Source organism: Roseibium sp. AWQ4_254 (genome assembly GCF_056161025.1).
In genome coordinates, this window is sequence record NZ_JBSWYH010000027.1 from 1 (window position 1) to 24,460 (window position 24,460).

Here is a 24,460-nt window from a genome sequence, read left to right on the forward strand (position 1 = left end):
GGCAGCGACTTCGAAGACAACCGTGGACCTGGTGAGGAGGCAACAGGGCTTGGGACTTGACTGTGAGGCCGGAATTAGACAACCAAGCGCGATTGTTGATAACCTATTTGAGCGCGCTTGGAGGGTCTTCAGCCAGGAGCTCGTCGCAGGTCGATACGGGCTATCGGGCCAGACGTGCGACAACGTCCGAAGTCCCTCCAAGCGCAGCCTCCGGTGACCCGACCTGGGGCGCGCCACAAGAAGCCGGAGGCAAAAGCATCGTGCGATGCTCTAGTCCTTCACCAGTTTGACTGCCGTGCCCGGCGGGATCGTCTTGTTCGCGTCCAGATCGTTCAGGATGGAGAAGAACCGCAGCCGCCGGGACGGCTCAATGCCGCTCATGCCCACCGCCAGCTTACGCGGCGTGTCGCCCGGCTTGGTCTTGATGACCTTGATACGCAGGGATTCCAATCTTGCCCGCTCGGTCGGCGTCAATTGCCGGAAACTGTCCACTGTTGCCCGGAAGTCGTCGTCAAAGCTCTGGCTCGGCGAACGGCTGGCAAAAATAAACCGGTAGCCGGTGCGTCCGATCCGCACAACGGCGATGCGGAAGGACCAGCCCTGAGTGATGGCTGCCCCGGTGACCCCCGGCAGGCCGTGAATGGTCGTCTGGCGCACGCTTTCCGGCAACAGGCCATTGATCCAGCCGGACTTCATATAATCCGCAAGGTCGGAATAGCCGCTGACATCGGCGCCATCAAACCGGATCGCCGTGCCGGAACCATTGCTGGCCAGAACCGCTTCGGGGGAATTTTCCAGAATATAGCCCTTTGGCACGGTGAAGCCGATGCCGAGCGCTTTGTGCAGGAACGACCGCCCGCGCACGAAACCTTCCAGTGGGTCATCGCCATAAAGCATACCGTCAATATGGGTCAGATAGCTGTCCCGGTCGCGCTCGCCAATGCCCGGCGCCCCCACCTGACGGGCCGCTCGGACCGCAATCTGCAGCCGCTCCGGTGTGGACGGGTGGGAGGACAGGAAGTCCGGTGCCGTGGAGGCTGACTTGTCCGCAGACTGGTAGCGCGCATAGGCGGCCATGGTCTTCAGGAACCGTGAGGCCGCATAAGGGTCGAACCCGGCCCGGGCCAGGGTCTTGACCCCGATGGCATCGGCTTCCAGTTCCTGCACCTGGCTGAAGCGCGCAAAGGACAGCTGCGAGGAAATCAGCGCCTTGCGCGCCTCTTCCGAATCCTGAACCACATCCGTCAGGATCTTGTTGGCGAGTTGGCGCGCTTCGGCGCGCTGCTGGCGCTTGATCGCGTGATTGGCGGTCACATGGGCCATTTCATGGGCCAGAACCGCCGCCACTTCCGACGTGTCATTGGCAAGCGCCAGCAGCCCGCGGGTCACATAAAGATAGCCCCCGGGCAGCGCAAAGGCGTTGATCGCCGGAGAATTGAGGATGGTGATCTTATAGGTCTGCGACGGGTCCTGGGAGGCGGCGACCAGACGGCCAACCACACTGGCCACTGCCCGTTCCGCGCCCGGGTCCTTGTAGACCCCGCCATAGGTCGCCACCACGCGGGGGTGTTCGCGTGCGCCGATCTCGTTTGTCAGCCCCGGACGCAGCGTGCCCGGCGACACGGTGCTGGCGGTCGGGCCGTCGCCCAGCAGCTGGCAGGCGGCAGCAACTCCTGACAAGATCAAGGCAAAAAGAAACTGTCCCCAGCGGCTAAACCAGCGCCGGGCCCGGGAACCAGGCAGGCGCGCGCACTCTGCGCGCCGGACTTTACTTGCTGTCTTCGCCGCCACGTCCAGACCTTCTGCCCTTTAGTACCACCAGTTGTCCGGGATCTTTCAGTGCGATCAACGGGCCGTCCCTTTCCTCTAGGATACCCCGGATCTCGACAACAGCGCCGCTCAGACCCTCCAGGCTCCGGCCGGAGCGGGACAAGACCGCATTGAACCGGTCTTCCGCAGAGACGCTGAGCGTCCCTGTGAAATCGGTTTTCCAGTGCCTTCCAAAATTGAGATAGCGGGTACGGGCGGTTTTTCCAAGCGAAACAATGCGCCCACGCGCAACCACATAAGTCCCCGCCTTGCCTTCCAGCGCTTTGGGCGCAGCAGTTGAATAGACCTTGAAGCCGGAGTGGTGGCCCCAATGCCCTGCTTTTGCACCGATCGCTTCGCCCTCCGCCCTGCGCAACCGGTCAGAACACGCAAAAGTTGCACCGCTTGGCTGGAACAGCGCCACGCCTTGCGTCAACAGAGCATCTTGATAAAGGGACAGCCCCTCCTCTGCGTCCGACTGCAGGATCCAGGCTGGCCTCACGCCCCAGCGATTCGCCTCGTCCAAAGCAATGGCCTCAAACGCGCCGCCCTCCCCAGCCTGCGGCAGGGTTGCGTCAAAAGGCCAAATGCCTGCGGCAAAATAGCGCCCGCCGGTTTTGTCCTTAAAAATCCCCGGCTCCGTTCCCGGCTGCACCGCGACGGGACGCCCAGAGCTTAGAAAACATGAGCCTGCGCCGGATGGCTCAGCCCGGACCCGGGTCTGGGGGGGCGCCATCACGGCGGCCGCGCTCAACAACACAGCCCCCGCCAGCCGCCCCCGGCGGGCACGGGCCGGGCAGCGCGCAGCCTTACGGATAAGACCGGACGCCCCGGATGCACCGGAATTTGCACTGCCCGTGCCTGCTCTACCGGTGTCCGCTCCGACTGGGGCAAATCCGCCGGGATCTGAGACGGCATATCTCCAAAAAGGTGAACTCCACCCATTTCGGCCCGCCGGTTCTGTCCTGCCCACGCATCTCAAATGCGCACCCTCACATCTTGTTGCCTGTTCCTGCCCTGGCCGCGCTAGATTCTCCCGGCCTGCCCGTGCCCAAGGTGCCGCCGGACGGCCGCCGAGCCCTGATGCACCGCCGGGGCCACCTCTCAACCGGCGGGAGCGGAGTACTATAGCCCCGATCACTCCAATCGCGTAGCTACGCAGCGATTGCGGCAAGTCCAAGACCAGCCCCTGCGCAAAGGCAGCTGACCGGTCGTTCTTGCCTTCTGGCCTGCCCCCAACCCTTGTCGAAACCTGCCCCTCCTCCGCATCCGGGGGCTCGCAAAGTCTGAAAAATCATGCTAATCGACCTCCTTCGGCCCCGTAGCTCAGCAGGATAGAGCATCAGATTCCTAATCTGAGGGTCACAGGTTCGAATCCTGTCGGGGTCACCACTTGCAAACATATACAATTTGAATCCAGGCCCCGCAGTTGCGGCAACGCTTCATCACGCCATCTGGCCAAAGTCACACACTCCGTGTGCAATCAAATCAAGCAGCGTTAACGGCCAGCCATGCGTTTGTCTGAGTTTGTCAGGTCTTCAGGGTTAAACCTTCCGGTAGGCCTGTGCCGGATCCGGCGTTGCGATGATCAGAGCCTGGCTCCCAAGCCTCGGCGCGTCCTGCTGCAGCCTGGCGGAAAACCAGATCCGTTTGGCGGATAAAATCTGAGACGCCTCCGGTCTGCGCGATTCCTCTGGCCGGGAGCCTTTTGAAAGAAACCTTTCTCCCCGCCCCTTTCGCGGCCCCAAGACATGCAGAACATTCTCCGCTTCACCACTTGCCGACAGCTGACGCTGGCCCTTCCAAGCCGGTCACCATGAAATCCGCATAGGTCTGGCACAAGGTGATGATGTGATCGCGCATCAGGCTGGCGGCCTTTTCGGCATCGCTGCCCTCGATCGCTTCGAGAATGTCCAGATGCTCGCGCATCGACCGGGCCAAACGGCCGGTGGCCTCCAGCTGTTTCCGGCGGAATGGCCGCAGACGGCGGTGCATCCGGTCCGCCTCTTCCGCCAGAACCGTGTTGCCCGAGGCCTCATAAAGCGTTTCATGCAGGCGCCGGTTGGCTTCGTAATAAAGGTCGGTGCGGCTCTCCTGCAGGGCGGTTTCGCAATCCTTAACCGCCCGCCGCAGATAGAGCTTTTGCGCGGACGTGATCCGGGTTGCCGCCAGTTTCACGCACCAGCTTTCCAGTTCCGCCATCACTTCGAACATTTCCACCAGCCGCTCCATGGAGGGCCTCCTTACAAAGGCGCCCCGGTTGGGGATCAGCTCGATCAGGCCGATGGATTCCAGGATCAAAAACGCCTCGCGCAAGGGCGTTCTGGACACGTTGAACTGCTCGGCCAGCGCCACCTCGTTCAATTTGTCTCCGTCGGAAAATGCCCCCTCCGCAATCAGTTGCTCTATGTCTGCACTTATTTTCGCTGCCGATTTTGACGACTTGACCATTTTTTATGCGCCTCTGGATTGCATACAATTTTTCTATTTTGTATATAAATAGTCTCAAGAAGCATACAATAAAGAATTGCCGACTGCAGGAGAACAGGAGAATTGGTCTAATGAAATCCCCGCAACTGCTTGGCGCTTTGCTGCTGGCAACTGTCATGTCCAGCACAGCTCTTGCCGATAAGGCAAGCAACAGCGTCAATATGGCTTTCCCAAAAGAGCTGGAATCGGCCGATGCTTATTTCAATACGGCGCGCGAAGGCCTGCTGCTGACCCACTCCGTCTGGGACGGCCTGCTCTACCGCGATCCAGAAACCGGCGAATACAAGGGCAACCTGGCCACCGAGTGGACCTGGATTGACGATGTCACCCTGGAACTGAAGCTGCGTGAAGGCGTGACCTTCCACAATGGCGAGCCGTTCACCGCCGATGATGTGGTCTACACGGTCAACTTTGTCGCCAATCCGGACAATGGCGCGAAGAACCAGAAGAATGTCAGCTGGATGGATCACGCCGAAAAGGTCGATGACTATACCGTGCGCATCATTCTGGACGCGCCATTCCCTCCGGCCGAAGAATTCCTGGCTGGTCCGGTGCCCATGTATCCGGATGAATATTACAAGGAAGTTGGTCCCAAAGGCATGGGCCTGAAGCCCATCGGCACCGGCCCCTTCAAGGTGACCGAGCTGGAGCCAGGCAAGCATTTTGTGCTGGAAGCAAACGAAAACTACCATGACGGCCCCAAGGGCAAAGCGAAGGTTGGCAAGGTCGACATCCGCACCATTCCGGATTTCAATACCCAGATTGCCGAACTCTTCAATGGTGACCTAGATTTCCTCTGGAACGTTCCGGCTGACCAGGCGGAGAAGCTGGACGCCATGGGCAAGTTCACCGTGGCCAACGCGCCAGCCATGCGCATCGGGTATCTGTCCATGGACGCGGCCGGCCGGGTTGACCCGAACGGGCCGATGACCAAGAAAAAGGTCCGCCAGGCGATCTATCGCGCGATCTTCCGCCAGGCGATTGTCGACGCTCTGGTCAAGGGCTCCTCCCAGGTGATCGACAGCGCCTGCTCACCGGTCCAGTTTGCCTGCACCCAGGACCTGCCGACCTATGACTACGACCCGGAAAAGGCCAAGGAACTGCTGGCCGAGGCTGGATATCCGGACGGGTTCGAAATCGACTTCTATGCCTATCGCAACCGGCCTTACGCCGAAGCCATGACCGGGTTTTTGAATGCGGTCGGCATCAAGACCAATTTCCACTACCTCAAATATGCGGCCCTTCGGGAAAAACGCACCAAGGGCGAAGTGCCGATTTCCTTCCAGACCTGGGGCTCCTACTCCCTGGCGGATGCCTCGGCCATTGTCGGCGAATTCTTTACCGGCGGTCCTCTGGACGACACCCAGGACCCGGAAATCATCGACTGGGTCAACAAGGCCGATTCCACGATCGACAAGGACGAGCGCAAGGACCTCTATGCCAAGGCTCTGAACAAGATCGTCGAGGAAGCCTATTGGGTGCCGCTATTCACCTACAATGTGAACTATGTCATGGACCCGGCCATGGACTTCCAGCCGACGCCGGATGAGATCATCCGTTTCTACGAGTTCAGCTGGAAGTAACCCCCAAAGCCTGCGGGCCGGAAGCTTTTCCGGCCCGTTTTCTTTTTCCTGACATCACGGGGATGCCGGTATGGCTTTCTTCATCCTCAAGCGCCTCGGTCTTGCGGTGCTTGTCGCGCTGGTTGTCTCGGCAATCAGTTTCAGCCTGTTGTTCATGGCCGGGGATCCGGCCGTTGCCATTGGCGGAGAAAACGCCACCGCCGAGGACCTTGCCCTGATCAACGAGCGCTTCGGCTTCGACCGCCCCCTGATCGTGCAGTATTTCGACTGGCTTGGCGGCGCCCTGTCCGGAGATCTTGGCCAGTCCTGGTATTTCGACCTGCCGGTGACCACCCTGATCGCCGACAGGTTGCACGTGACCATGACGCTTGGCGTCTGCGCCATCAGCTTCGCCCTGCTTCTGGCCATTCCCATGGGCGTGGCCGCCGCGATCAAGCCCAATTCCCTAATCGACCGGGCCGCCCTGTTCATTTCCGTCGTCGGCCAGGCTATCCCGTCCTTCTGGTTCGGGCTGATCCTGATCGTGATCTTCTCCATCAAGCTGGGGCTGGTGCCCGCCTCCGGGTCCGATCACTGGCAGAATTTCATTCTGCCGACCGTGGTGCTGGGCTATTACGCCACTCCGGCCATCATGCGCCTGACCCGGGCCGGGATGCTAGAGGTTCTGAGCGCGGACTATATCCGCACCGCCCGGGCCAAGGGCCTTGGCCAATCGAAAATTCTGTTCAAGCATGCACTGCGCAACGCGGTCATTCCCGTGGTCAGCCTGGCGGCGGTGCAGATGGGCTTCATGCTGGGCGGCTCGGTTGTGGTGGAAGCCATTTTCGCTCTGCATGGCGCCGGCTATCTCGCCTGGGAATCGATCTCGCGCAATGACCTGCCCACCATGCAGGCGCTGATCCTGATCTTCTCCATGTTCTACATCTTCTTCACCTTTCTTGCGGACGTGCTGAACGCCTGGATGGACCCGCGCCTGCGCATCGGCTGACCAAGACCGGATCAATCACATGACACTTGAGACAACGGCCGTGGAGCCGGTCACACCGCCCCGCAAGGCACCGCTCTCCCCCCGCCAGGCCATGGTCCGGCGGGCCAAGAGCCACAAGGGGCTTCTGTTCGGCTTCGCCGTTATTCTGGCCATGGTGCTCGTGGCCATCTGCGCGCCGCTTCTGACCCCCTACAGCCCCTATCACCAGGACCTCCTGGCACGCATGAAACCGCCGGTCTTTCTCGGCGGCACCTGGGAGCACCCGCTGGGCACGGACGCCCTGGGCCGCGACTATTGGGCCCGGATGGTCTATGGCGCCCGGATTTCCCTGATGATCGGCTTCTTCGCCGCCACCATCTCCGCCATCATCGGCTCTATTCTGGGCATTCTGGCCGGGTATTTCGGCGGCCGGGTGGATCTGGCCGTCACCTTTCTCATCAATGTGCGTCTGGCCATGCCCGTGGTGCTGGTGGCTCTTGCCGTTGTTGCCCTGTTCGGCGGCTCGCTCCATGTGGTGATCGCGGTCCTTGGCCTTTTGCTCTGGGACCGCTTTGCGGTCGTGCTGCGCTCGGCCACAATGCAGGTGCGCGCGCTGGAATATGTGGCGGCGGCCGAAGTGCTTGGTGCCCCGCTCTCCCGGGTTCTGGTGAAAGATATTCTGCCCAATGTCATGAACCACCTGATCGTGATCCTGACCCTGGAAATGGCCCATGCCATCATTCTGGAAGCCGCGTTGAGCTTTCTGGGCCTCGGCGTTCAGCCGCCCACCCCGTCCTGGGGCCTGATGATTTCTGAAGGCAAGGAAATGCTGCTGTTCGAACCCTGGCTGATCACCATTCCAGGCGTCGCCCTGTTCCTGCTCGTGCTGGCCATCAACATGTTCGGCGACGGCATCCGCGATGTCACCGCTCCGGAGGGACGCAACTGATGTCCGATCCCATCCTGTCGATCAAGAACCTCAGCGTCCGGCTGCCGGAGGGCGGCGACCGTCCCTTTGCGGTTGAAGACCTGTCGCTCACCATCAATCCCCGGGAAATCGTCTGCATTGTCGGAGAATCCGGCTCCGGCAAGTCGATCACCTCGTTTACCACCATGGGCCTGCTGCCAAAGGCGCTCTCCCCCTCCGCCGGTGAGATCCATTTTGCAGGACAGGACGTCTTGAGCCTGCCACCCGCCGCCCATGCCAGGCTGCGCGGTAAGAATATGGCCATGATCTTTCAGGAGCCCATGAGCGCGCTCAACCCGTGTTACACGGTGGGCAACCAGATTGAGGAAATGTTCCAGCAGCATACCAGCCTGCCTGCTGCCGAGCGGCGCAAGCGCACCCTTGCCCTTCTGGAAGAGGTGCACCTGCCCGACCCAGCGCGCATTTACGGCTCCTATCCGCATCAGCTGTCCGGCGGCCAGCGCCAGCGGATCGTCATTGCCATGGCGCTCGCCCTCGACCCTGCCCTCCTGATTGCCGACGAGCCCACCACCGCACTGGACCTGTCCACCCAGGCCCAGATCCTGAAGCTGTTTTTGGAACTGCGGGAAAAACACGCTGCCGGCATCATGTTCGTCACCCACGATTTCGACGTTGTGGCAGAGATCGCCGACCGGGTGATTGTCATGCAGCACGGGCGAATCGTGGAACAGGGACCGGCCGAAGAGGTGCTGAACCGGCCCAAGCACCCCTATACGCGCCTGTTGATCGATGCGGTGCCGCGCCGCCACCCCGAAGCTTTGCCCGAACCAGGCGACAGCGATGCGATCCTGACCGTGACGGATCTGGACAAGACCTATCACGTCAAGGGCACCATGTTCCGGCCCGGCCGCACCGTCCATGCCTGCAAAAAGATCAGCTTTGCCGTGCGCCGGGGCGAAACCCTCGGCATTGTTGGTGAATCCGGCTCGGGCAAGTCGACCCTTGTCAAATGCCTGATCCGTCTGGAAGACCCGGACGCGGGCGATGTGGTCGTCAATGGCCACAACATTGCCTCCCTGTCCAAGGCCGACCTGCACCCATTCCGCAAAGACATCCAGATTGTCTTTCAGGACCCTTACGGCTCGCTCAATCCCCGCCGGACCATTGGGGACCAACTGGTGGAAGGGCCGGTCAATTTTGGAGAGAACCGCGCTGAGGCGATGGAGCGCGCCAAGGAGCTGATGCGCATTGTCCGGCTCGACCCGGATGCGCTCAACCGCTATCCGGCCCAGTTCTCCGGCGGCCAGCGGCAGCGGATCTGCATTGCCCGCGCGCTGATGGTGCAGCCGAAAGTGCTGATCGCCGACGAGGCGGTCTCCGCCCTCGACGTATCGGTTCAAAAAGAAGTCCTCAATCTGTTGAACGAAATCCGCGACAGAATGGGCCTCACGGTTCTGTTCATCACCCATGATCTGCGGGTCGCCGCTGAAATCTGCAACAACCTGCTGGTGATGCAGGAAGGTGATGTGGTGGAGCAGGGCTCGGTCACGGACGTCTTCGGCAGCCCCAAACATCCCTATACGAAGAAACTACTCGACGCCCAGCCGGGCAAGGACTGGCACGTGCCGGACATTTCCAAACTGCCCCCTGCGCTGGCTGGAGGGATCGCCTGATGTCGTCTTTCTCCCGCTCGCAAAACACCCGCAAACCCGGCGCGGTAGGCTGCCAGGGCGGCGTGGTTGCCGCCCAGCACGCCGTTGCCGCTGAAACCGGCGCAGACGTGCTGGCCGCAGGTGGCAATGCCTTTGATGCGGCCGTCGCCGTCAGCTTTGCTCTTGGCGTTCTGGAGCCGTGGATGTCCGGCCCCATGGGCGGCGGCGGCATGATGCTATGGACCGCTGAGGACCAGCAGTCCCACGCCCTGCGCTTTGGCATGCGCTCTTCCGCCAGCCTGGATGTGGCGCATTACCCGCTGTCCGGAAAGGGCAAGGCCTCCGATCTCTTCCCCTGGCAGGCGGTGCAGGACGACCGGAATGTGCGCGGTGCGAGCTCTGTGGCCGTTCCCGGCACCGTCGCAGGAATGTCCGCCATGCATGCCCGCTTTGGCACCATGCCCTGGGCAGAGCTGCTCCAGCCGGCCATCGCCCACGCCCGCAAGGGCTTGCATGTGGACTGGTACGCCTCGCTGATCATCGGCTCCTCAGCCCGTGAACTTGCCGCCGACCGGGACGCAGCCGCCCTCTTTCTGGAAGACGGCACCTGGCCGAAATCCGCCGGCTGGACTGCTCTCTCCAACATCCGGCTGGACCAGTCCCGGCACGCGCAGCCCCTTGACCAGCTGGCCAAGGCGGGGGCGGCCGACTTTTACCGGGGCGACATTGGCGCTGCTCTGGTGAAGGACGTGACAGAAAAAGGCGGCTTCCTGACCTCTGGCGATCTGGCAGGCTATGAAGCCGAATGGCAAGTGCCGCTGAAGATCCCTTACGGGCCAGGGCACATTTCGGCAATGCCGGGCCTCACCGCCGGTCCGACCCTGGCCCAGGCCATGGCACATTGGCAAAGCGCTGACACCTGGCCGGACCCGGACAGCTGGCAGGACCGGATTGCGGCCACAGGCACAGCGGACGCAGCCGCCTATGTGGCCTATGCAAAAGCCTTCCAGAAGGCCTATGCGCACCGCCTGGACACAATGGGCGACCATGAGCATCCGGCCGCGCCTGGCTGCACCACCCATTTCTCGATTGTCGACCGGACTGGCAACATGGCGGCTGTCACCCAGACCCTGCTGTCGATTTTCGGCTCCAAGGTGGTCTCCCCATCCACCGGCATGCTCCTGAACAACGGCATCATGTGGTTTGACCCGGAACCGGGCAAACCGAATTCCCTGGGGCCGGACAAGGCCTGCCTGATGAATATCTGCCCGGTGACCGGAGAGGCCGGCGGACGCCGCTTTGCCCTCGGCGCCTCCGGCGGCCGCAAGATCATGGCCGCTGTCGGCCAGATCGCCTCCTATCTGATCGACGGCCGGATGAGCCTTCAGGAGGCGTTCGAGGCTCCGCGGATCGATGTCTCCGGCGGCGCTCAGATTGTGGCGGACGCCCGGCTGAAGGGCCCGGTCACCGAAGCGCTGTCCGCCCATGGACCGACGGAAACCGTCAAGCGCCTGCCGTTCCCTTACGCCTTTGCGTGCCCGGCGGGCGTGCTGCGCGAAGATGGCCTGAATTCCGGCACCACCGAAACCTTCAGTCCCTGGGGCGACGGCATCGAAGAAGCGGATCTCCCTTCAAGAGGTTAACATGACACTGAAAGACACGGCACTGAACATCAGTGCCAGCTATTTCGACGGCGGCAGCTTCAAGACAGACTTGCAGAATCTTGTCGCCTACCCGAGCGAAAGCCAGGAAGAGCGCGGCGAACCTCATCTTCTGGCCTATCTCAACGAGGCAATGATCCCGATGCTGACCGAGCTCGGATTTGACTGCCGCCTCTACGACAATCCAGCCCCCGCCGGCGCCCCCATTCTGGTGGGGCAACGCATCGAGGATCCGGCCTTCACCACCATACTGACCTATGGCCACGGCGATGTGGTGCGCGCCCAGACGGAGCAGTGGCGCGAGGGCCTGTCCCCTTTCGAGATTGTCGAGGAAGGCGACCGGCTTTACGGGCGCGGCACGGCAGACAACAAGAGCCAGCACCTGATCAATATCCGCGCCCTGGCCGCCGTGATTGCCGCACAAGGCGAGCTTGGCTTCAATGCCAAGATCCTGCTGGAAATGGGCGAGGAAAACGGCTCGCCCGGCCTGAAGCAGTTTTGTGAAACCAAGAAAGACCTGCTGAAAGCCGATGTGCTGATCGCCTCCGACGGCCCCCGGCTGAAGCCGGACTGCCCGACGATCTTCACCGGCTCACGGGGCGGAGCCACCTTCGATCTTCTGGTCGATCTGCGCGAAGGCGCCCATCACTCCGGCAATTTCGGCGGCCTCCTGGCCGATCCCGCCCTCATTCTCTCCAATGCGCTCGCGTGCATCACCGATGCGCGCGGCCAGATCAAGGTGCCCGAATGGCGCCCGGACAGCCTGACCCCGCGCATCCGTGAGGTCTTGAGCGTCCTGCCGGCAGTAGAAGCCGGGATTGCCCTGGACGGGGATTGGGGCGAAGCGGATCTGACCCCCGCCGAACGGGTGTTTGGCTGGAACAGCTTTGCGGTACTGGCCATGAAATCCGGTGTGCCGGACGCCCCCGTCAACGCAATTTCCGGCTGGGCACGGGCCACCTGCCAGCTGCGTTTTGTGGTCGGTACCGATCCCGACGACATCGTCCCCGCGTTGCGGCGCCATCTCGACAAGAACGGGTTTGAAACAGTCCAGGTTCTGCAGCCGGACCTTGGATCTTTCCCGGCCACCCGGCTGGACCCGGACCATCCCTGGGTCGGCTTCGTGTCCGCTTCCCTTGAAAGGACAACCGGCGCCCGGCCGCATCTTCTGCCCAATCTGGGCGGCTCCCTGCCCAATGACTGTTTTGCCGATGTACTGAGCCTGCCGACAATCTGGATCCCGCACAGCTATGCGGGCTGCAGCCAGCACGCTCCGGACGAACATATCCTCAAATCCCTGGCCCGGCAGGCCCTGCTCGGCATGACCGGCCTGTTTGCCGATATTGCGGACGGAACCGGCTTGCCCGGCCGGCCCAGCTGACAGCGTCAGAAGATGGACATGATAGCGGACACCCTGCCGCTGGCCGGCATTGTCATCCTGTGCGGTGCGCTGGCAGGCCTGATATCCGGCCTGCTCGGGGTTGGTGGCGGCATCATTCTGGTGCCCGCCTTCCACTACATGTTCACCACCCTTGGCTTTCACCCGGATCAGCTGATGCAGATCTGTGTGGCCACCTCCACCGGCACGATCATCTTCACCTCGCTCCGCTCCGTGCTGGCCCATGCCAGGCGTGGCGCCGTCAGTGTGGACCTGATCCGCAGCTGGGGGCCGTTCATCGCGCTCGGGTCCGTCGCCGGGGTGGCGGCGGCCACCTCCTTGCGCTCTCAGGACCTGCAACTGGTGTTCGGGATAATTGGCGTTTCCATGGGTCTCTATATGGCCCTTGGCCGCGCCCATTGGCGGCTTTCATCAGAGCTTCCGCCCCCGGTGCTTGGCCGGACCTATGGAATGGTGATCGGTTTTTTGTCTGCCCTGATGGGGATCGGCGGCGGCTCCTTCACCGTGCCGCTTCTGACCGCTTATGGGGTGCCCCCGCACCGGGCGGTAGGCACGTCCCCGGGCTTTGGTCTTCTGATCTCCGTGCCCGGCTTCCTGACCTTTCTGGCCACCGGCTGGCAGATCGCGGGCAAACCGCCCTTTACCATCGGTTATGTCAACCTGCCGGTGGTCCTTCTGGTGGTCGCTGCCACCATGCTGACGGTGCCGCTCGGGGTGAGGCTGGCCCACAAGCTGTCCGCGAAACAGCTGAAGCTGGTTTTTGCGCTGACAATCCTGCTCCTGGCCGGAAACATGTTGCGCAAGGCCCTGATCGCGTGACACCTGTACGTTTCTCCTTCCCGGCAACCGCCGGCAACTGCGGACCTTAAACCCCATGGCTCACGTTTCCGATCCGGCAGATCTTGGCGCCCTTGAGGCGCGGCAGCTGATTGCCCGAAAACACTTGTCTCCCGTGGACCTGACAGAAGCTTGCATTGCGCGGGCCGAGACGCTGGACCATGCGGTCAATGCGCTGGTCGCCAGAGATTTCGACGCCTTGCGGAAAGAGGCCAGACAGGCGGAAGCAGCCGTGATGGCGGGCAAAGACCTGGGGCCGCTCCATGGTCTGCCCTTCGCCGTGAAGGACATGATCGATGTGACCGGCCTGCCGACCACCTTCGGATCGGAAATCTTCCGGAACAATATCGCAGTCAAAGATGATGCGATTGTTGCCGCCATGCGGGTGGCAGGCGCCCTCCCGCTTGGCAAGACCAACAATCCGGAATGGAGCGCGGGCGGCAACACCCGCAACCGGGTCTATGGGGTCACCGCCAATCCCCACGATCTTTCCAGAACCTGCGCCGGGTCGTCCGGTGGCTCCGCCGCAGCCCTTGCCTGCGGCTATGCCCCCCTGGCGACCGGGTCGGACACCGGTGGCAGCCTTCGCAATCCGGCGGCCTTTTGCGGGGTGGTCGGCTTCCGGCCCAGCCCCGGCATCGTGCCAGGTGACACCCGCCCGGCGGCTCTCATTCCCTTGTCCACCTCCGGCCCGATGGCCCGCTCCGTGGCCGATGCGGCCCTGATGCTGTCTGTTCTGGCCCGCCCGGACCGTACCGACCCCTATACGTTTGTGCTCAATGGCAAGACCCCCTGGGATGCTGGCGCCTTTGCCTGCCTGCCAGGGCGCCAGCTGTCCTCAGCCAGGGTCGCCTTTACCGAGGACTACGGCTTTGCCCCAACAGAAAGCCTTGTGCGCAGCCACTTCCGAAACGTTGTCTCCGCCCTGACGCCCTTTGTCGGCACGCTGGAGGAGGCCAGTCCGAAATGCGACGGCGCAGACCGCATCTTTGCGGTTCTGAGGGCCGTGATGTTTCTGGGCAAGCTCGCCGAGTTCGTCGATACCCAGCCGGAGCTGGTCGGCCCCAATGTGACGGACAACATTGAAGAAGGCCGCCGCTATTCCGCCGAAGACGTGGCCACCGCCCTGATTGACCAGGGCCGCTACTACCGGGACTGGCAGGCCTTTTTCGAGACCTGCGATTTCCTGATCTCACCGGCGGTGACGATTTCGCCAAGGTCCTGGCGGGAGCTGTATCCCAAGGAGATCGACGGCACCCCGACCCAAAGTTACTATCACTGGCTGGCCATGGCCTATGCTTCCACGATTGCCGGACATCCAGCCATCACCATCCCCTGTGGCACGGACGCAAATAACATGCCCTTCGGCCTTCAGATTGTCGGCAAGCGTCACGATGATCTGGGTGTTCTGGCCATCGCAGCCGAACTGGAAGCCATCATTTCAGGTCTGCCCGGTCTGGCCCCCAAGGGACCTGACCTTGCCTCCATCGCCGCAGCCGCTCCCATTTCGGAAGCGGACGGCTTTTTCACCTTTGACTGAAGAAAGGCACCCCCATGTCAAAGATCCCACTGTCCAAGATCCGCCGCGTTGGCAATACGGTCTATCTCTCCGGCGAACTCGGCTTTGATGCCGACGGCAAGATCCCTGAAGGGATCGAGGCCCAGACCCAGAACTGCATCGACAACATCAAGGCCAGCCTGAAAACCCAGGACATGGACCTTTCCGACGTGGTCTCCTGCACCTGCTTCCTGACCGACCCGTCCGACTTCGCCGCCTTTAACGGCGTTTATGCCAGCACTTTCCCGGAGCCCTTTCCGGTGCGCACCACCATCGGCTGCCAGTTGATGATCGACGCCAAGGTGGAAATCACGGTGATCGCGGCAAAAGAGTGACCGCAGCGGCGCTGGGGCCTGACAGGCCCTTGCGCCTCCGATCACAATCTCGATTGATATTTTCCCACGCCCCGTTGAGGAAACACATCATGGCTGAGATATTGGTTCTGGGCGCTGGAATGGCCGGTGTTTCCGCAGCCCTGGAACTGCAGGCCCGTGGCCACAATGTTGTTGTGGCCGACCGCAAGGCGCCGGGCCAGGAAACAAGCTTCGGCAATGCCGGGATCATCCAGGCGGAAGCTGCCGAACCCTATGCCCTGCCGAGGGATCTTCCCACCCTTTTGAGCTACGCGTTGGGCCAGTCCAATGATGTGACCTGGTCCTGGCGTGCGGTTTTGTCCATGGCCCCGGCGCTCTGGCGCTATTTCCTCACCTCCGCCCCCGACCACCACCAGGCGCTCTCCCGTATCTATGCCCAATTGACCCGCTCCGCCCCCCGGGACCACGCTCCGTTGATTACCGCCTCCGGCGCGGACAACCTGATCTCCCGGGAAGGCTTCAACTTTCTCTTCCGCCACCAGAAGAATCTGGACGCTGCGGCAGCGGATCTGGACCGGCTGGAACAGCTTTACGGCATCACCTCCCGCGTTCTGGATGGCCAGGCCTTCCGGAGCGAGGAACCGGCGCTCAAAGCCGCCCCTGCGGGTGCGATTCACTGGCTCCAAAGCTGGACCTGCTCCGATCCGGGCAGCCTTGTCGGCCACTATGCGGATCTCTTCGTCCAGCGCGGCGGGCGCATGGTGAGCGCCAACGCTACCGGCCTGCGCGCCACACGGTCCGGATGGAGCTTGCCGGGTGCTGGCGGGCCACTGGAAGCAGAACATGCGGTTGTTGCCCTGGGCCCCTGGTCGCCAGAGGTTCTTAAGCCGCTCGGCTATACGGTCAGGATGGTTCTAAAGAGGGGTTACCACGGCCACTACGCAGCCCCCCTCTCCCTGCGCCGTCCCTTTGTGGACACGGATTACGGGGTGGTGGCTGCCTCCATGCGGCAGGGCCTGCGTGTGTCAACCGGCGCTGCGCTTGTGCCCATGTCCGCGCCGCACGACACAAGGCAGCTTGAGCGGGCCGTCCACGGGCTGTCCCCCTTGCTCGATCTGGGACCGAGAATTGAGGAGCCCCAGTGGAGCGGCACCCGTCCCTGCCTGCCTGACATGCTGCCTATGGCGGGCCCGGCGCCCCGTCACAAGGGCCTGTGGTTTCATTTCGGTCATGGCCATCAAGGCTTCACCCTGGGGCCGACCACAGCCCGTCTGCTGGCGGATGCCTTTGAGGGCAAAACTGACAGCCTAGTGAGCGCTCTATCTCCGCTTGGCCGGGTCTGAAACTGGACGCACCCCGGGTCCGCACTTGAGTCGGCGCGTGGCAGACGCGAACAGCTTCCCAACGCATACATTACTTAAGATGCTCCTTAAGCTTATAATTTAAAAAAGGAATTTGGGTATCCACACCCAGCCTTTACAAAAGTCATAAAGTAATACTTAATAGAGTTCACGAAAAATTTCCCTACGGAACTAAAAAGATGATATGCCCAACTTACAGTGCACGGGAAACAGCAGCGAAAGATCGGAACCTTGAAATTCTGAACTTTTGGACCAACTTTAAAACAATCCGCAGAAAACAAAACAAACCAACATAACCCTAAATGAAAAACGAACCTCTCTTGAGGACATAAGATGTTTGCTTGCACGAAGCTCATAGAGGATCTGTCTGACGCGGACGACCTCTCCCGGTTTCTATCCGAAAAGAAATACGCCCCGGACAGCCTGAAAGCGGAAGCCCACCGAGAGAGTATCCAATACGAAACGCGCACAGCTGCCTCAGAGACGTTTTCGGTCAGCAAAACTGCAATCAACGGCAACCTTGTGATCAGACCGGAGACAAACTGGAACTGGCACTTGTTCATTTTAAGCGAGAGGGGAGACGTCCATTGCCGGGAACGCAACCAATGGAGCCACGGCAATCCCAGAACCGCCATAGCCTTTGATGGCACCGATTGCGAAAGAGCCTGTTATCAGGACAATCAGATGTTGTCGCTCGCAGTCAAGCCCGAGGTTCTGACGCACCATCTTTCCATCATCCTGAGTGTACCCGTTGAAGACAAGATCGTCTTTGAACAGTCAATGAACCTTTATAATCCGGCTCTGCAAAGCCTTGTCTCCATTTCAAACTGCTTTGTGTCGGATACGAATATCGATCTTCTGACCGGCTCTCCGGCGATCGCCAAACAGATGAGCCACTTGCTCATCGAAATCCTTTTGACGAGCTGGCCCCATTCCCAGTCCCACAAGCTGCAAATCTGCACACACCCCAGCAGGCGAAGCTCCGTGCAACGGGCCGTCGATCTGATCGAAGCGGATCCGATGGCCATTTCAAGCGTTCCGGATCTGGCAGAAACCTGCGGTGTCAGTGTCCGCGCGCTGCAATACGGCTTTGAAAAACATCTGGAGATCCGCCCGGCGGAATATTTACGCAATGTCCGCCTGAAACGGGCCCGGGAAGACCTGTTGTCTCAACCACACCAGTCGATCGGTGTCATCGCGAGACGATGGGGCTTTCTGAACCCGGGAAGGTTCAGCGAGTATTTCCGCAATTTCTACAAGGTCAGCCCGTCGGAACTGAGAAGAGGCGGCCGCTAAAGCAGATCTTGTTTCGTCAAATTTGTCTTTTGCAGCGTGAAACCAAAGATTTCAGCACAATAGACAAACCGGTTATACCAAGATCAACAAAAAAGACCTTGTGGACGGAATTAGACAACAACCAGAGCGCCAAAAAACCGGATCAAGCCTTGCCCCTTGAAACAAAAGTGGGCAGCCGCCTGAGCCGTGCCAGGAGAGCACCATACTGGTCAGATGCTCACCGCCCCCCGTCTTTGGTTCCCCTCTCAGGCTCGGTTGCATTGTCCGTTTCTGCAAACGCCAGAGCCCGCAGCAAAACTTCGATGCTTTTCGCTTTCGTGGCCATCAGGGCACGGGCCTCAGCCCGGTCGGCGCCGAGAGTCCCGAGTCCGGCAGCCAGCTGCATCATGTCCTCAATGCTGGAGAGAAGGGACCATTTCAGAGGATAGTCGTCGGGAAGCCAGCTCTGAGCAACAAGAGAAAGACCTTCAATCTGTTCACACAGAACCTTATCCGCGCGCTCGATCTTTTCCATGGCAATGGCAAGACGGCGCTCTTGCAATTTCGGGTGAATATGCGAATCTTTTTCTTTAGGCCTCATAAGGAACCCTACGTCATATTTCGCGGAATTTCAAGAAATGTCTATTATCCACTCACCCAAGATCAACCGCATCGATATCATAAAACACGATAACTTAAATTCAACGCAAATTAAACTTCACTCTAAGTATAATATCCTGCTGCGGTATTCGTAATTTGCACAGTCCGTGTTCTCTTTTTGTTAAAGGATGTGCTTGAAGATGAAGTCGATAAGAAAGAACTCAGCTTACTCAGAGCTTTAAAACCAAGAACAAGTGACCATGACTGATCAGATCCGGCCCCTTGCCAGCACGAAAACCCTGAGAAGGCCTGCCGCCGATTAAACCACCACATGGACCGCACATAAAAACACCAGCCCCCCTGACGGGCAACTCAAACCGCTTTGCCTGAAGCAAAAACATCAAGACCGGCAGAAGACCGGCCCCCATTGTGCACTTTGACCGGAATAGGAAAATGAGGGACACCCGACGCGCAACACACTATCTGCTGGCAGGCGACAAGGCGCCCGCGAACCCGCTTTTTGACAAGCTGTCAAAGATCATTCCAGCGCACCTTTCCACACTGTCCAGTTTTCCAAGCGATGCGGCCAAAACAAGCCATGCGGTCATCGTTGATCTGGCCGGAGCCAAACCCTCAGATCTGCAAATTCTGGGAAAGCAGGTCCGCCAGAACGGGCAGCACCCGTTCTATTTCGTAGTGGATCAGGGCAACCGCCTGGAAGTGACCCAGGCGCAGGCGTTCGGCGCAAAGGCACTGCTGCCCAGGGACGCTCCGCTGAAACAGATTGTCCGCCTCATCAAGATGGAAGACAAGGTCCGGCAAAAGCAGCGCAAACCTGCGGTCGACAATTTGAAGATCAACACTGCAATCTCCAAGACAGACGCCCTTTTCGACGAATTTGCCATCGCGATCAGCGAGGACGACCAACTCCCCCTGCCCCAAACCCTGTCTACGGCCCACAGCCTGATAGAGGCCATGAGCGATGGCGGGCTGTCACAATGGCTGACGGCCGTGGCCCAGCATCACAGCTACACCTACCGCCACTCCATGATGGTGGCCGGCATCGCCTCGGAATTTGCCGGAGCCACCGCCCTCAATCCGGCAGAAACCAAAATCCTGGTGGTCGGCGCCCTGATGCATGACATCGGCAAGATGAAAATCCCGGTAGCCATTCTGGACAAGCCCGGCAAGTTGACCCCCCAAGAATACGAAATTATCAAGCAGCACCCGGTTTATGGGGACCAGATCCTGGCGCAGGACGCGCGTATCCCGACCATTGTCCGCCAGCTGACCCGAAATCATCACGAGATGCTTGACGGGTCAGGCTATCCAGACAAGCTGCGGGACCAGCAAATTCCAAAACTTGTGCGCTCGCTGACCATCTGCGACATCTACACCGCCCTGATCGAGCAACGTGCCTACAAGGAAAGCCTCTCCCAGAAAGAGGCCCTGGCGGAGCTGGAGCGCATGAAGGGCAAACTGGACCAGCAGCTGCTAGAATGTTTTGCCCGGATGATGACTTCCTCCACATCTCCCCTTGGTGAAGTCCGCAGACCGCGCAACGAAGTCTGAGGACCCGAAAAACTCTCGCAAAGTTTGATCTTCGCGATAAAGATTCTTAAAGACACTCTTCGCTAGAAACAGGCATCCTGCCTCTTGAGCCCCCCCCCCTTCAACCCTGCTTTGGGATCTATGACGACCCAAGCTTTTCTTTGCCATGATCACTTCACTCAGGGATCGTTCTCATGAGGACGCCTCCACGACGTCGCAAACACAACTTTGACCTGGGCCTGATCCACCTGTCTGAAGCGGAAAAATACAGCCTTGCGCATATCGGCGAGATCGAAACGCTGTTCCAGGAAACGGCATGGGATACATCGCCGCACTCGCGCAAAGGATCAAGCACCTCAAGCAGATTGCAACCGCCCTTTCGGACCAGGAACTGACAGAACTGAGAGAGGGTGTTTCCCTTGGCAAAGATGGCGCCAGCCTTGCGCTCGTTCTGATGCTGCTAAAAGAGCAATCGAAACCGTCAGGTTCCGCCGGCACATAATACCAAGCACAGTTGCTCATGGCCTCTTTGACGCCCCTCTTCCAGAGGGAGCATCATGGACACCGGCCCGCAGCACCAGGGCCGATGGAGCCGTCTTTTCCGGCCGCCACACAGCAAACCGCGCCCCAGCCGGCCAGCACGCCTCCCCTATGCACCGACAGCAACATCTAAAGTTCAACGACGCTCTTTGAAGCAAACCTTCAAAGAAGAAAAACTTAAGTCTCAAATTCAAATAGATCTGACTCACAAAAAAACACGCCTGACCGCCAGTCGAGCTTTGAAATTCGTTTTTTTGGATATGATTGCATTTTCCGAACACAAGAAAATACGGCAGAATAAGAAAAAACACGTAATTAAATATAGATTAACTCAAATAACGCTACGTTCGAATAAATAGTAATCACAATCAACCTAGAGTAAGCATTCACGACTCTGCGCAGCCATCCAGCCCCCCCCAGCTTTCCAGCACCACCGCCGGAATGTGCCAGAAGCCATCGGCCAGAGGAAATACATCCAAAGGCCGTCACGCCTGGAGCCTGCGCATCAGACTTACAAACACGTGTTCGAAAGAACAGACAAACACTTGTCCAACCGGAGGCCGACATGAAAATCTGGATGAAGATCGTTTTTGGATTTGGCGCTGTTGCCCTTATTATTGTCGCAATAGGGGGTTGGACCTATTTCGGCGTGGAAGACGTCGTCAAAGACATCGCTGAAATGGAAGATATGAGCGGAGATGCGCTGCTGTCGTCGGAAATGAACGCCGACATGGCCAAGGCCCTGCTCAACACCAACAAGTACATTCAGACCCGCACTGACGAAGCCCTTGCCCAGGCCCGGGAATATGTCCAGCAGATGGACAAGGGGATTTCAACAGCGAAAGCCGAGATTCAAAATCCGGAACGGATCAAGCTGCTCAAACAGATTGAACACGACATGGAAAAGTTCGAAGCCGGACTGGATCAGGTAGTCGCACTGTATCAGGAGCGGGACGATCTGGTGAAGAACACGCTGGACGTCATCGGCCCGAAAGCCCGCAAGAACCTTTCGGACATCAATGAAACAGCCACCCGCGACGGCGACTATAACACCGCGAATCTCGCCGCCCGCAGTTCCCAGGACTTCCTGCTTGCCCGCCTTTATGTGCTGAAGTTTCTTTCCTCCAACAAGGATGAGGACTTTGCCCGTGCCATCGAGGAAATGACCAAGGCGGAAAAAGAGGTCGCCAGGCTTCAGGCCAGCATTGAGAACCCGCAGCGCAAGGCGCTTCTGGCTGAAACCGTTCCAATGCTGCAAAGCTACAAGACCGCCTCGGAGCGTGTCCATAACATCATTTTGGAGCGGAACGAGATCCGCCACTCCGTATTGGACCAGACCGGATTTGACATCAATGGCGCGGCCGCAAAGATCAAGGATACGGCCGTCGCAGACAGCCATGCCCTGTCCAAGGCGACCCTCGCATCTGCGCAAGCAACGGAAACTGAGGTGCTCGGCGTCGCCGCGCTCGGCTTCGTCCTGTCCGCAGTTCTGGCCATCCTGATCACACTGGGCATCACCAGGCCGCTCGCACGCCTTGTCACCGACGCAAGGGGTCTTGCGGAAGGCGATACGTCTGTGGCGTTCAAGGAAGCTGAACGCGCAGACGAAATCGGCATTGTGGCAAATTCCGTGGCCGGTTTCCGGGACACGGTCGTACAGGGACAGGAACTGAGCCGTCAGCAAGAGGCAGAACAAAAACAGCGCGAGGTGCGGACTATCAAGATTGCCGAACTGATCGACACTTTCAGCAGCCAGATTGAAACCATGCTGGAGTCGGTACAAAATGCAACGGTCGGACTGCAGGGGACGGCGACCCAGATGTCGCAAACGGCCCAGGCCACCAGCAACCAATCCACTGAGGTTGCCTCCGCTTCAGAAGAAGCGACCGTGAATGTCCAAACGGTTGCCAGTGCGACGGAAGAGCTGTCCGTTTCCCTGGTTGAGGTCAGCGGTCAGGTGACCCATTCAACGGGCATTGCCGAAAAGGCCTCCGATGCCGCCACCCGGACCAATGCCCAGATCGGCAGCCTGGCCAGCGTTGCCGAAGACATCGGTGAAGTGATCAGCCTGATCCAGAACATTGCCGAACAGACCAACCTTCTGGCGCTCAATGCCACGATTGAAGCGGCCAGGGCCGGGGAAGCCGGCAAAGGCTTTGCGGTTGTGGCAGCGGAGGTCAAGGACCTGGCCAGCCAGACCAGCAAGGCGACCGAGGAGATCTCAACGAAGATTTCTGCCATTCAGCAGGAAACCCGCGATGCGGTGGACGGCATTCAGTCGATCAGCGAGATCATCACCGAGATGAACAGTGTAGCAGCGTCCATTTCCGCAGCTGTGGAGCAACAATCTGCAGCCACAAGTGAGATCGCGACAAATGTTGACCAGGCCGCCCGCGGCACGGGCGTCGTCAGCGAGAACATTGTTCGGGTGTCCAGCGCCGCCAGCGAAACGGACGAAGCCGCCCGCAGCCTGCTGACAGCATCGGAGCAATTGTCCGCACAAGCCGAGAACATGCGGTCCACCATCGAGGTGTTCCTGAATGACGTGAAAGCGGCCTGAGATTGACAAGGGGGCGGCCCCTTGGCCGCCGCAAACAAGTTTGGGCTAGATCTGGAGCATCGGGCGATAAGTCAGCACGATGCTCCAAAGGGGGCTAATACATAGCGTCATTCCGGCGGTCACTCTCCTTTTATGCCTCTTGGGGCGTGTGCTACGACCCCGCATCATAGGCTCAGGAGAGTGGCCGCCGGAATGACGCTATGTATAAAGCCCCCTTTTACGTTGTCCGCTTCCGCAAGGCAGAGAAGCCGGTCAGATTGGAGCCCCGCTCCAGCTTGCCTTCAGGCGTCAGATCCATGGCAACAAGCTGGGCAGCCCCTTGCTGCTGCGCCTGCTGTAGGCCACGGCAAGCCACCTCGATAGCCCGGTCCAGATCAACACAGGCCCGCGTGGTCACAAGACCGGCACTGAGCGAGGTTGTCAGCTTGCCATGAGAGGCTTCCTGGCAGGCAACCTTGAACTTGCGCGAAATCCTCTGCGCCGTCAGCATCGCCAGCTCCTTGTCCGCCCCCGGCAGATAGACCACGAATTCCTCCGTGCCGAGCCGGCCCTGGAGCGCCCTGTCATCCGCCGTTTCCTGAAGGACCCGCCCAAGCAGGCGGAGAACCGCGTCCCCCATCGCGTTGCTGAAGGTTTCATTGACCGATTTGAACTGGTCCAGCTGCAGCACAATCACACTATAGCGGGCCGATGCATTCTGCCCGGAAAGACTTGTTTGTGCCCGGCCGAGAAACGCCCTTTGGTTGAGCACCCCCGTCTGGCCATCCCGCAGGGCCTGATCCTTGAACCCCAAAAGTGAGCGCTCAATTACCATGCAGGCAGGCAGCACACACATCATGATATTGGCGAAGAGGAGCATGATCAGGTAAATGGCCATGAAGACATAGGGAAAAGCGGTCAGAAAATCCGGCGGCTGATAAAAATTCTGGTTGGCCAGATACCAAAGCACGGCTGCGGCTTCGATCAGGGTTGTCACCCCCAGCAGCCGGACGGAGTGCAACTCATTGTCCGTGTGCCGGAACACCAGCCATGCAATCCACGCATTGTTGATGAGCATCAAGGCGCAGGCCACATTCACGCGCAAAACGAAATTTGTATGGAAACCGGGAATACAGCACAGCAACAGCCACAACCCAACGGAGGCAACCACAAGCCATCCATGCCGCCGCAATCCCAGAAAGTCCGCGAACCCGCATCGGCGCAAACCGGCCCCGGCCAGGATCAGCCCATTGCTGAAAATAACGCTCACACCGTAGGGAATTACCCCGCGCAAGGCAACAAGCAGCGTTCCGCAGCCGATCAGGAAAAACCCGGCGGCCCAGAGCGTCACGCTCAAGGGTCTGGTTTTATCCTGCGCACTCCAGAGGAAATTGAA

Annotated in this window: 20 protein-coding genes and 1 tRNA gene; 16 read left to right on the plus strand and 5 right to left on the minus strand. The window is 59.8% G+C overall.

Features of this window, described 5'->3' with window-relative positions; all coding sequences use genetic code 11:
• Positions 1–270 precede the first annotated feature (270 nt).
• Positions 271–1,680, minus strand: coding sequence for a M48 family metalloprotease (locus ACXAIC_RS19120; RefSeq protein WP_475183904.1), 1,410 nt, complete (start codon positions 1,678–1,680; stop codon positions 271–273).
• An 88-nt stretch (positions 1,681–1,768) separates the two neighbouring features.
• Entirely contained in the window at positions 1,769–2,563 is a 795-nt protein-coding gene (locus ACXAIC_RS19125) for a hypothetical protein (protein ID WP_475183906.1), read from the minus strand.
• Between the two features lie 561 nt (positions 2,564–3,124).
• Between ACXAIC_RS19125 and ACXAIC_RS19130 the strand changes: the two genes are divergently transcribed.
• Positions 3,125–3,201, plus strand: a tRNA-Arg gene (locus ACXAIC_RS19130).
• A gap of 378 nt (positions 3,202–3,579) precedes the next feature.
• Here the strand turns inward: ACXAIC_RS19130 and ACXAIC_RS19135 are convergent.
• Complete coding sequence (locus ACXAIC_RS19135; protein WP_475183908.1) at positions 3,580–4,260, minus strand: GntR family transcriptional regulator; 681 nt, start codon at positions 4,258–4,260, stop codon at positions 3,580–3,582.
• A gap of 110 nt (positions 4,261–4,370) precedes the next feature.
• On the opposite strand from ACXAIC_RS19135, the gene ACXAIC_RS19140 reads away from it, so the two are divergent.
• From ACXAIC_RS19140 to ACXAIC_RS19190, 11 genes are all read left to right on the plus strand, one after another.
• Positions 4,371–5,882: an ABC transporter substrate-binding protein gene (locus ACXAIC_RS19140; RefSeq protein ID WP_475183910.1), complete on the plus strand. Its 1,512-nt coding sequence runs from the start codon at positions 4,371–4,373 to the stop codon at positions 5,880–5,882.
• Positions 5,883–5,952: 70 nt separating this feature from the next.
• Entirely contained in the window at positions 5,953–6,870 is a 918-nt protein-coding gene (locus tag ACXAIC_RS19145; protein WP_475183913.1) for an ABC transporter permease, read from the plus strand.
• 19 nt (positions 6,871–6,889) lie between these two features.
• Positions 6,890–7,798 (plus strand): ABC transporter permease, encoded by a 909-nt coding sequence (locus ACXAIC_RS19150; RefSeq protein WP_475183915.1) that lies wholly within the window; start codon positions 6,890–6,892, stop codon positions 7,796–7,798.
• The gene (locus ACXAIC_RS19155) at positions 7,798–9,450 is read left to right on the plus strand and encodes an ABC transporter ATP-binding protein (protein WP_475183917.1); all 1,653 of its coding nucleotides are present in this window, start codon (positions 7,798–7,800) and stop codon (positions 9,448–9,450) included. The genes ACXAIC_RS19150 and ACXAIC_RS19155 overlap by 1 nt, the downstream gene beginning before the upstream one ends.
• Positions 9,450–11,072, plus strand: coding sequence for a gamma-glutamyltransferase (locus ACXAIC_RS19160; protein WP_475183920.1), 1,623 nt, complete (start codon positions 9,450–9,452; stop codon positions 11,070–11,072). Before ACXAIC_RS19155 ends, ACXAIC_RS19160 begins: the two co-directional genes overlap by 1 nt.
• Before the next feature lies 1 nt (position 11,073).
• Entirely contained in the window at positions 11,074–12,471 is a 1,398-nt protein-coding gene (locus ACXAIC_RS19165; RefSeq protein WP_475183922.1) for a M20 family metallopeptidase, read from the plus strand.
• Positions 12,472–12,489: 18 nt separating this feature from the next.
• On the plus strand, positions 12,490–13,308 hold the full coding sequence (locus ACXAIC_RS19170) for a sulfite exporter TauE/SafE family protein (protein WP_475183924.1): 819 nt from the start codon (positions 12,490–12,492) through the stop codon (positions 13,306–13,308).
• Between the two features lie 55 nt (positions 13,309–13,363).
• Positions 13,364–14,866, plus strand: coding sequence for an amidase (locus ACXAIC_RS19175; RefSeq protein ID WP_475183926.1), 1,503 nt, complete (start codon positions 13,364–13,366; stop codon positions 14,864–14,866).
• A 14-nt stretch (positions 14,867–14,880) separates the two neighbouring features.
• Positions 14,881–15,219 carry a RidA family protein gene (locus tag ACXAIC_RS19180; RefSeq protein WP_475183928.1) on the plus strand — a complete coding sequence of 113 codons (339 nt, stop codon included), beginning with the start codon at positions 14,881–14,883 and terminating at the stop codon, positions 15,217–15,219.
• A gap of 89 nt (positions 15,220–15,308) precedes the next feature.
• Positions 15,309–16,541, plus strand: a complete 1,233-nt coding sequence (locus ACXAIC_RS19185; RefSeq protein WP_475183930.1) for an NAD(P)/FAD-dependent oxidoreductase — start codon at positions 15,309–15,311, stop codon at positions 16,539–16,541.
• 351 nt (positions 16,542–16,892) lie between these two features.
• Positions 16,893–17,855: a helix-turn-helix transcriptional regulator gene (locus ACXAIC_RS19190; RefSeq protein ID WP_475183932.1), complete on the plus strand. Its 963-nt coding sequence runs from the start codon at positions 16,893–16,895 to the stop codon at positions 17,853–17,855.
• Between the two features lie 217 nt (positions 17,856–18,072).
• On the opposite strand, the gene ACXAIC_RS19195 is transcribed toward ACXAIC_RS19190, so the two are convergent.
• Positions 18,073–18,435 carry a hypothetical protein gene (locus tag ACXAIC_RS19195; protein WP_475183935.1) on the minus strand — a complete coding sequence of 121 codons (363 nt, stop codon included), beginning with the start codon at positions 18,433–18,435 and terminating at the stop codon, positions 18,073–18,075.
• A gap of 452 nt (positions 18,436–18,887) precedes the next feature.
• Between ACXAIC_RS19195 and ACXAIC_RS19200 the strand changes: the two genes are divergently transcribed.
• From ACXAIC_RS19200 to ACXAIC_RS19215, 4 genes are all read left to right on the plus strand, one after another.
• Positions 18,888–20,006, plus strand: coding sequence for an HD-GYP domain-containing protein (locus tag ACXAIC_RS19200; RefSeq protein WP_475183937.1), 1,119 nt, complete (start codon positions 18,888–18,890; stop codon positions 20,004–20,006).
• 295 nt (positions 20,007–20,301) lie between these two features.
• Entirely contained in the window at positions 20,302–20,487 is a 186-nt protein-coding gene (locus tag ACXAIC_RS19205; protein ID WP_475183938.1) for a hypothetical protein, read from the plus strand.
• 55 nt (positions 20,488–20,542) lie between these two features.
• The gene (locus ACXAIC_RS19210) at positions 20,543–20,884 is read left to right on the plus strand and encodes a hypothetical protein (protein ID WP_475183940.1); all 342 of its coding nucleotides are present in this window, start codon (positions 20,543–20,545) and stop codon (positions 20,882–20,884) included.
• A gap of 206 nt (positions 20,885–21,090) precedes the next feature.
• Positions 21,091–23,085 (plus strand): HAMP domain-containing methyl-accepting chemotaxis protein, encoded by a 1,995-nt coding sequence (locus ACXAIC_RS19215; RefSeq protein WP_475183942.1) that lies wholly within the window; start codon positions 21,091–21,093, stop codon positions 23,083–23,085.
• A 217-nt stretch (positions 23,086–23,302) separates the two neighbouring features.
• Here the strand turns inward: ACXAIC_RS19215 and ACXAIC_RS19220 are convergent, their stop codons facing one another.
• Positions 23,303–24,415, minus strand: coding sequence for a GGDEF domain-containing protein (locus ACXAIC_RS19220; protein ID WP_475184056.1), 1,113 nt, complete (start codon positions 24,413–24,415; stop codon positions 23,303–23,305).
• Positions 24,416–24,460: the final 45 nt, after the last annotated feature.

Excerpts from the sequence above, each read along its gene's own strand:
- ACXAIC_RS19135 (WP_475183908.1), bottom strand. The coding sequence starts at position 4,260 with ATGGTCAAGTCGTCAAAATCGGCAGCGAAAATAAGTGCAGACATAGAG.
- ACXAIC_RS19140 (WP_475183910.1), top strand. The coding sequence starts at position 4,371 with ATGAAATCCCCGCAACTGCTTGGCGCTTTGCTGCTGGCAACTGTCATG.
- ACXAIC_RS19145 (WP_475183913.1), top strand. The coding sequence starts at position 5,953 with ATGGCTTTCTTCATCCTCAAGCGCCTCGGTCTTGCGGTGCTTGTCGCG.
- ACXAIC_RS19150 (WP_475183915.1), top strand. The coding sequence starts at position 6,890 with ATGACACTTGAGACAACGGCCGTGGAGCCGGTCACACCGCCCCGCAAG.
- ACXAIC_RS19155 (WP_475183917.1), top strand. The coding sequence starts at position 7,798 with ATGTCCGATCCCATCCTGTCGATCAAGAACCTCAGCGTCCGGCTGCCG.
- ACXAIC_RS19160 (WP_475183920.1), top strand. The coding sequence starts at position 9,450 with ATGTCGTCTTTCTCCCGCTCGCAAAACACCCGCAAACCCGGCGCGGTA.
- ACXAIC_RS19165 (WP_475183922.1), top strand. The coding sequence starts at position 11,074 with ATGACACTGAAAGACACGGCACTGAACATCAGTGCCAGCTATTTCGAC.
- ACXAIC_RS19170 (WP_475183924.1), top strand. The coding sequence starts at position 12,490 with ATGATAGCGGACACCCTGCCGCTGGCCGGCATTGTCATCCTGTGCGGT.
- ACXAIC_RS19175 (WP_475183926.1), top strand. The coding sequence starts at position 13,364 with ATGGCTCACGTTTCCGATCCGGCAGATCTTGGCGCCCTTGAGGCGCGG.
- ACXAIC_RS19180 (WP_475183928.1), top strand. The coding sequence starts at position 14,881 with ATGTCAAAGATCCCACTGTCCAAGATCCGCCGCGTTGGCAATACGGTC.
- ACXAIC_RS19185 (WP_475183930.1), top strand. The coding sequence starts at position 15,309 with ATGGCTGAGATATTGGTTCTGGGCGCTGGAATGGCCGGTGTTTCCGCA.
- ACXAIC_RS19190 (WP_475183932.1), top strand. The coding sequence starts at position 16,893 with ATGTTTGCTTGCACGAAGCTCATAGAGGATCTGTCTGACGCGGACGAC.
- ACXAIC_RS19195 (WP_475183935.1), bottom strand. The coding sequence starts at position 18,435 with ATGAGGCCTAAAGAAAAAGATTCGCATATTCACCCGAAATTGCAAGAG.
- ACXAIC_RS19200 (WP_475183937.1), top strand. The coding sequence starts at position 18,888 with ATGAGGGACACCCGACGCGCAACACACTATCTGCTGGCAGGCGACAAG.
- ACXAIC_RS19205 (WP_475183938.1), top strand. The coding sequence starts at position 20,302 with ATGGGATACATCGCCGCACTCGCGCAAAGGATCAAGCACCTCAAGCAG.
- ACXAIC_RS19210 (WP_475183940.1), top strand. The coding sequence starts at position 20,543 with ATGGACACCGGCCCGCAGCACCAGGGCCGATGGAGCCGTCTTTTCCGG.
- ACXAIC_RS19215 (WP_475183942.1), top strand. The coding sequence starts at position 21,091 with ATGAAAATCTGGATGAAGATCGTTTTTGGATTTGGCGCTGTTGCCCTT.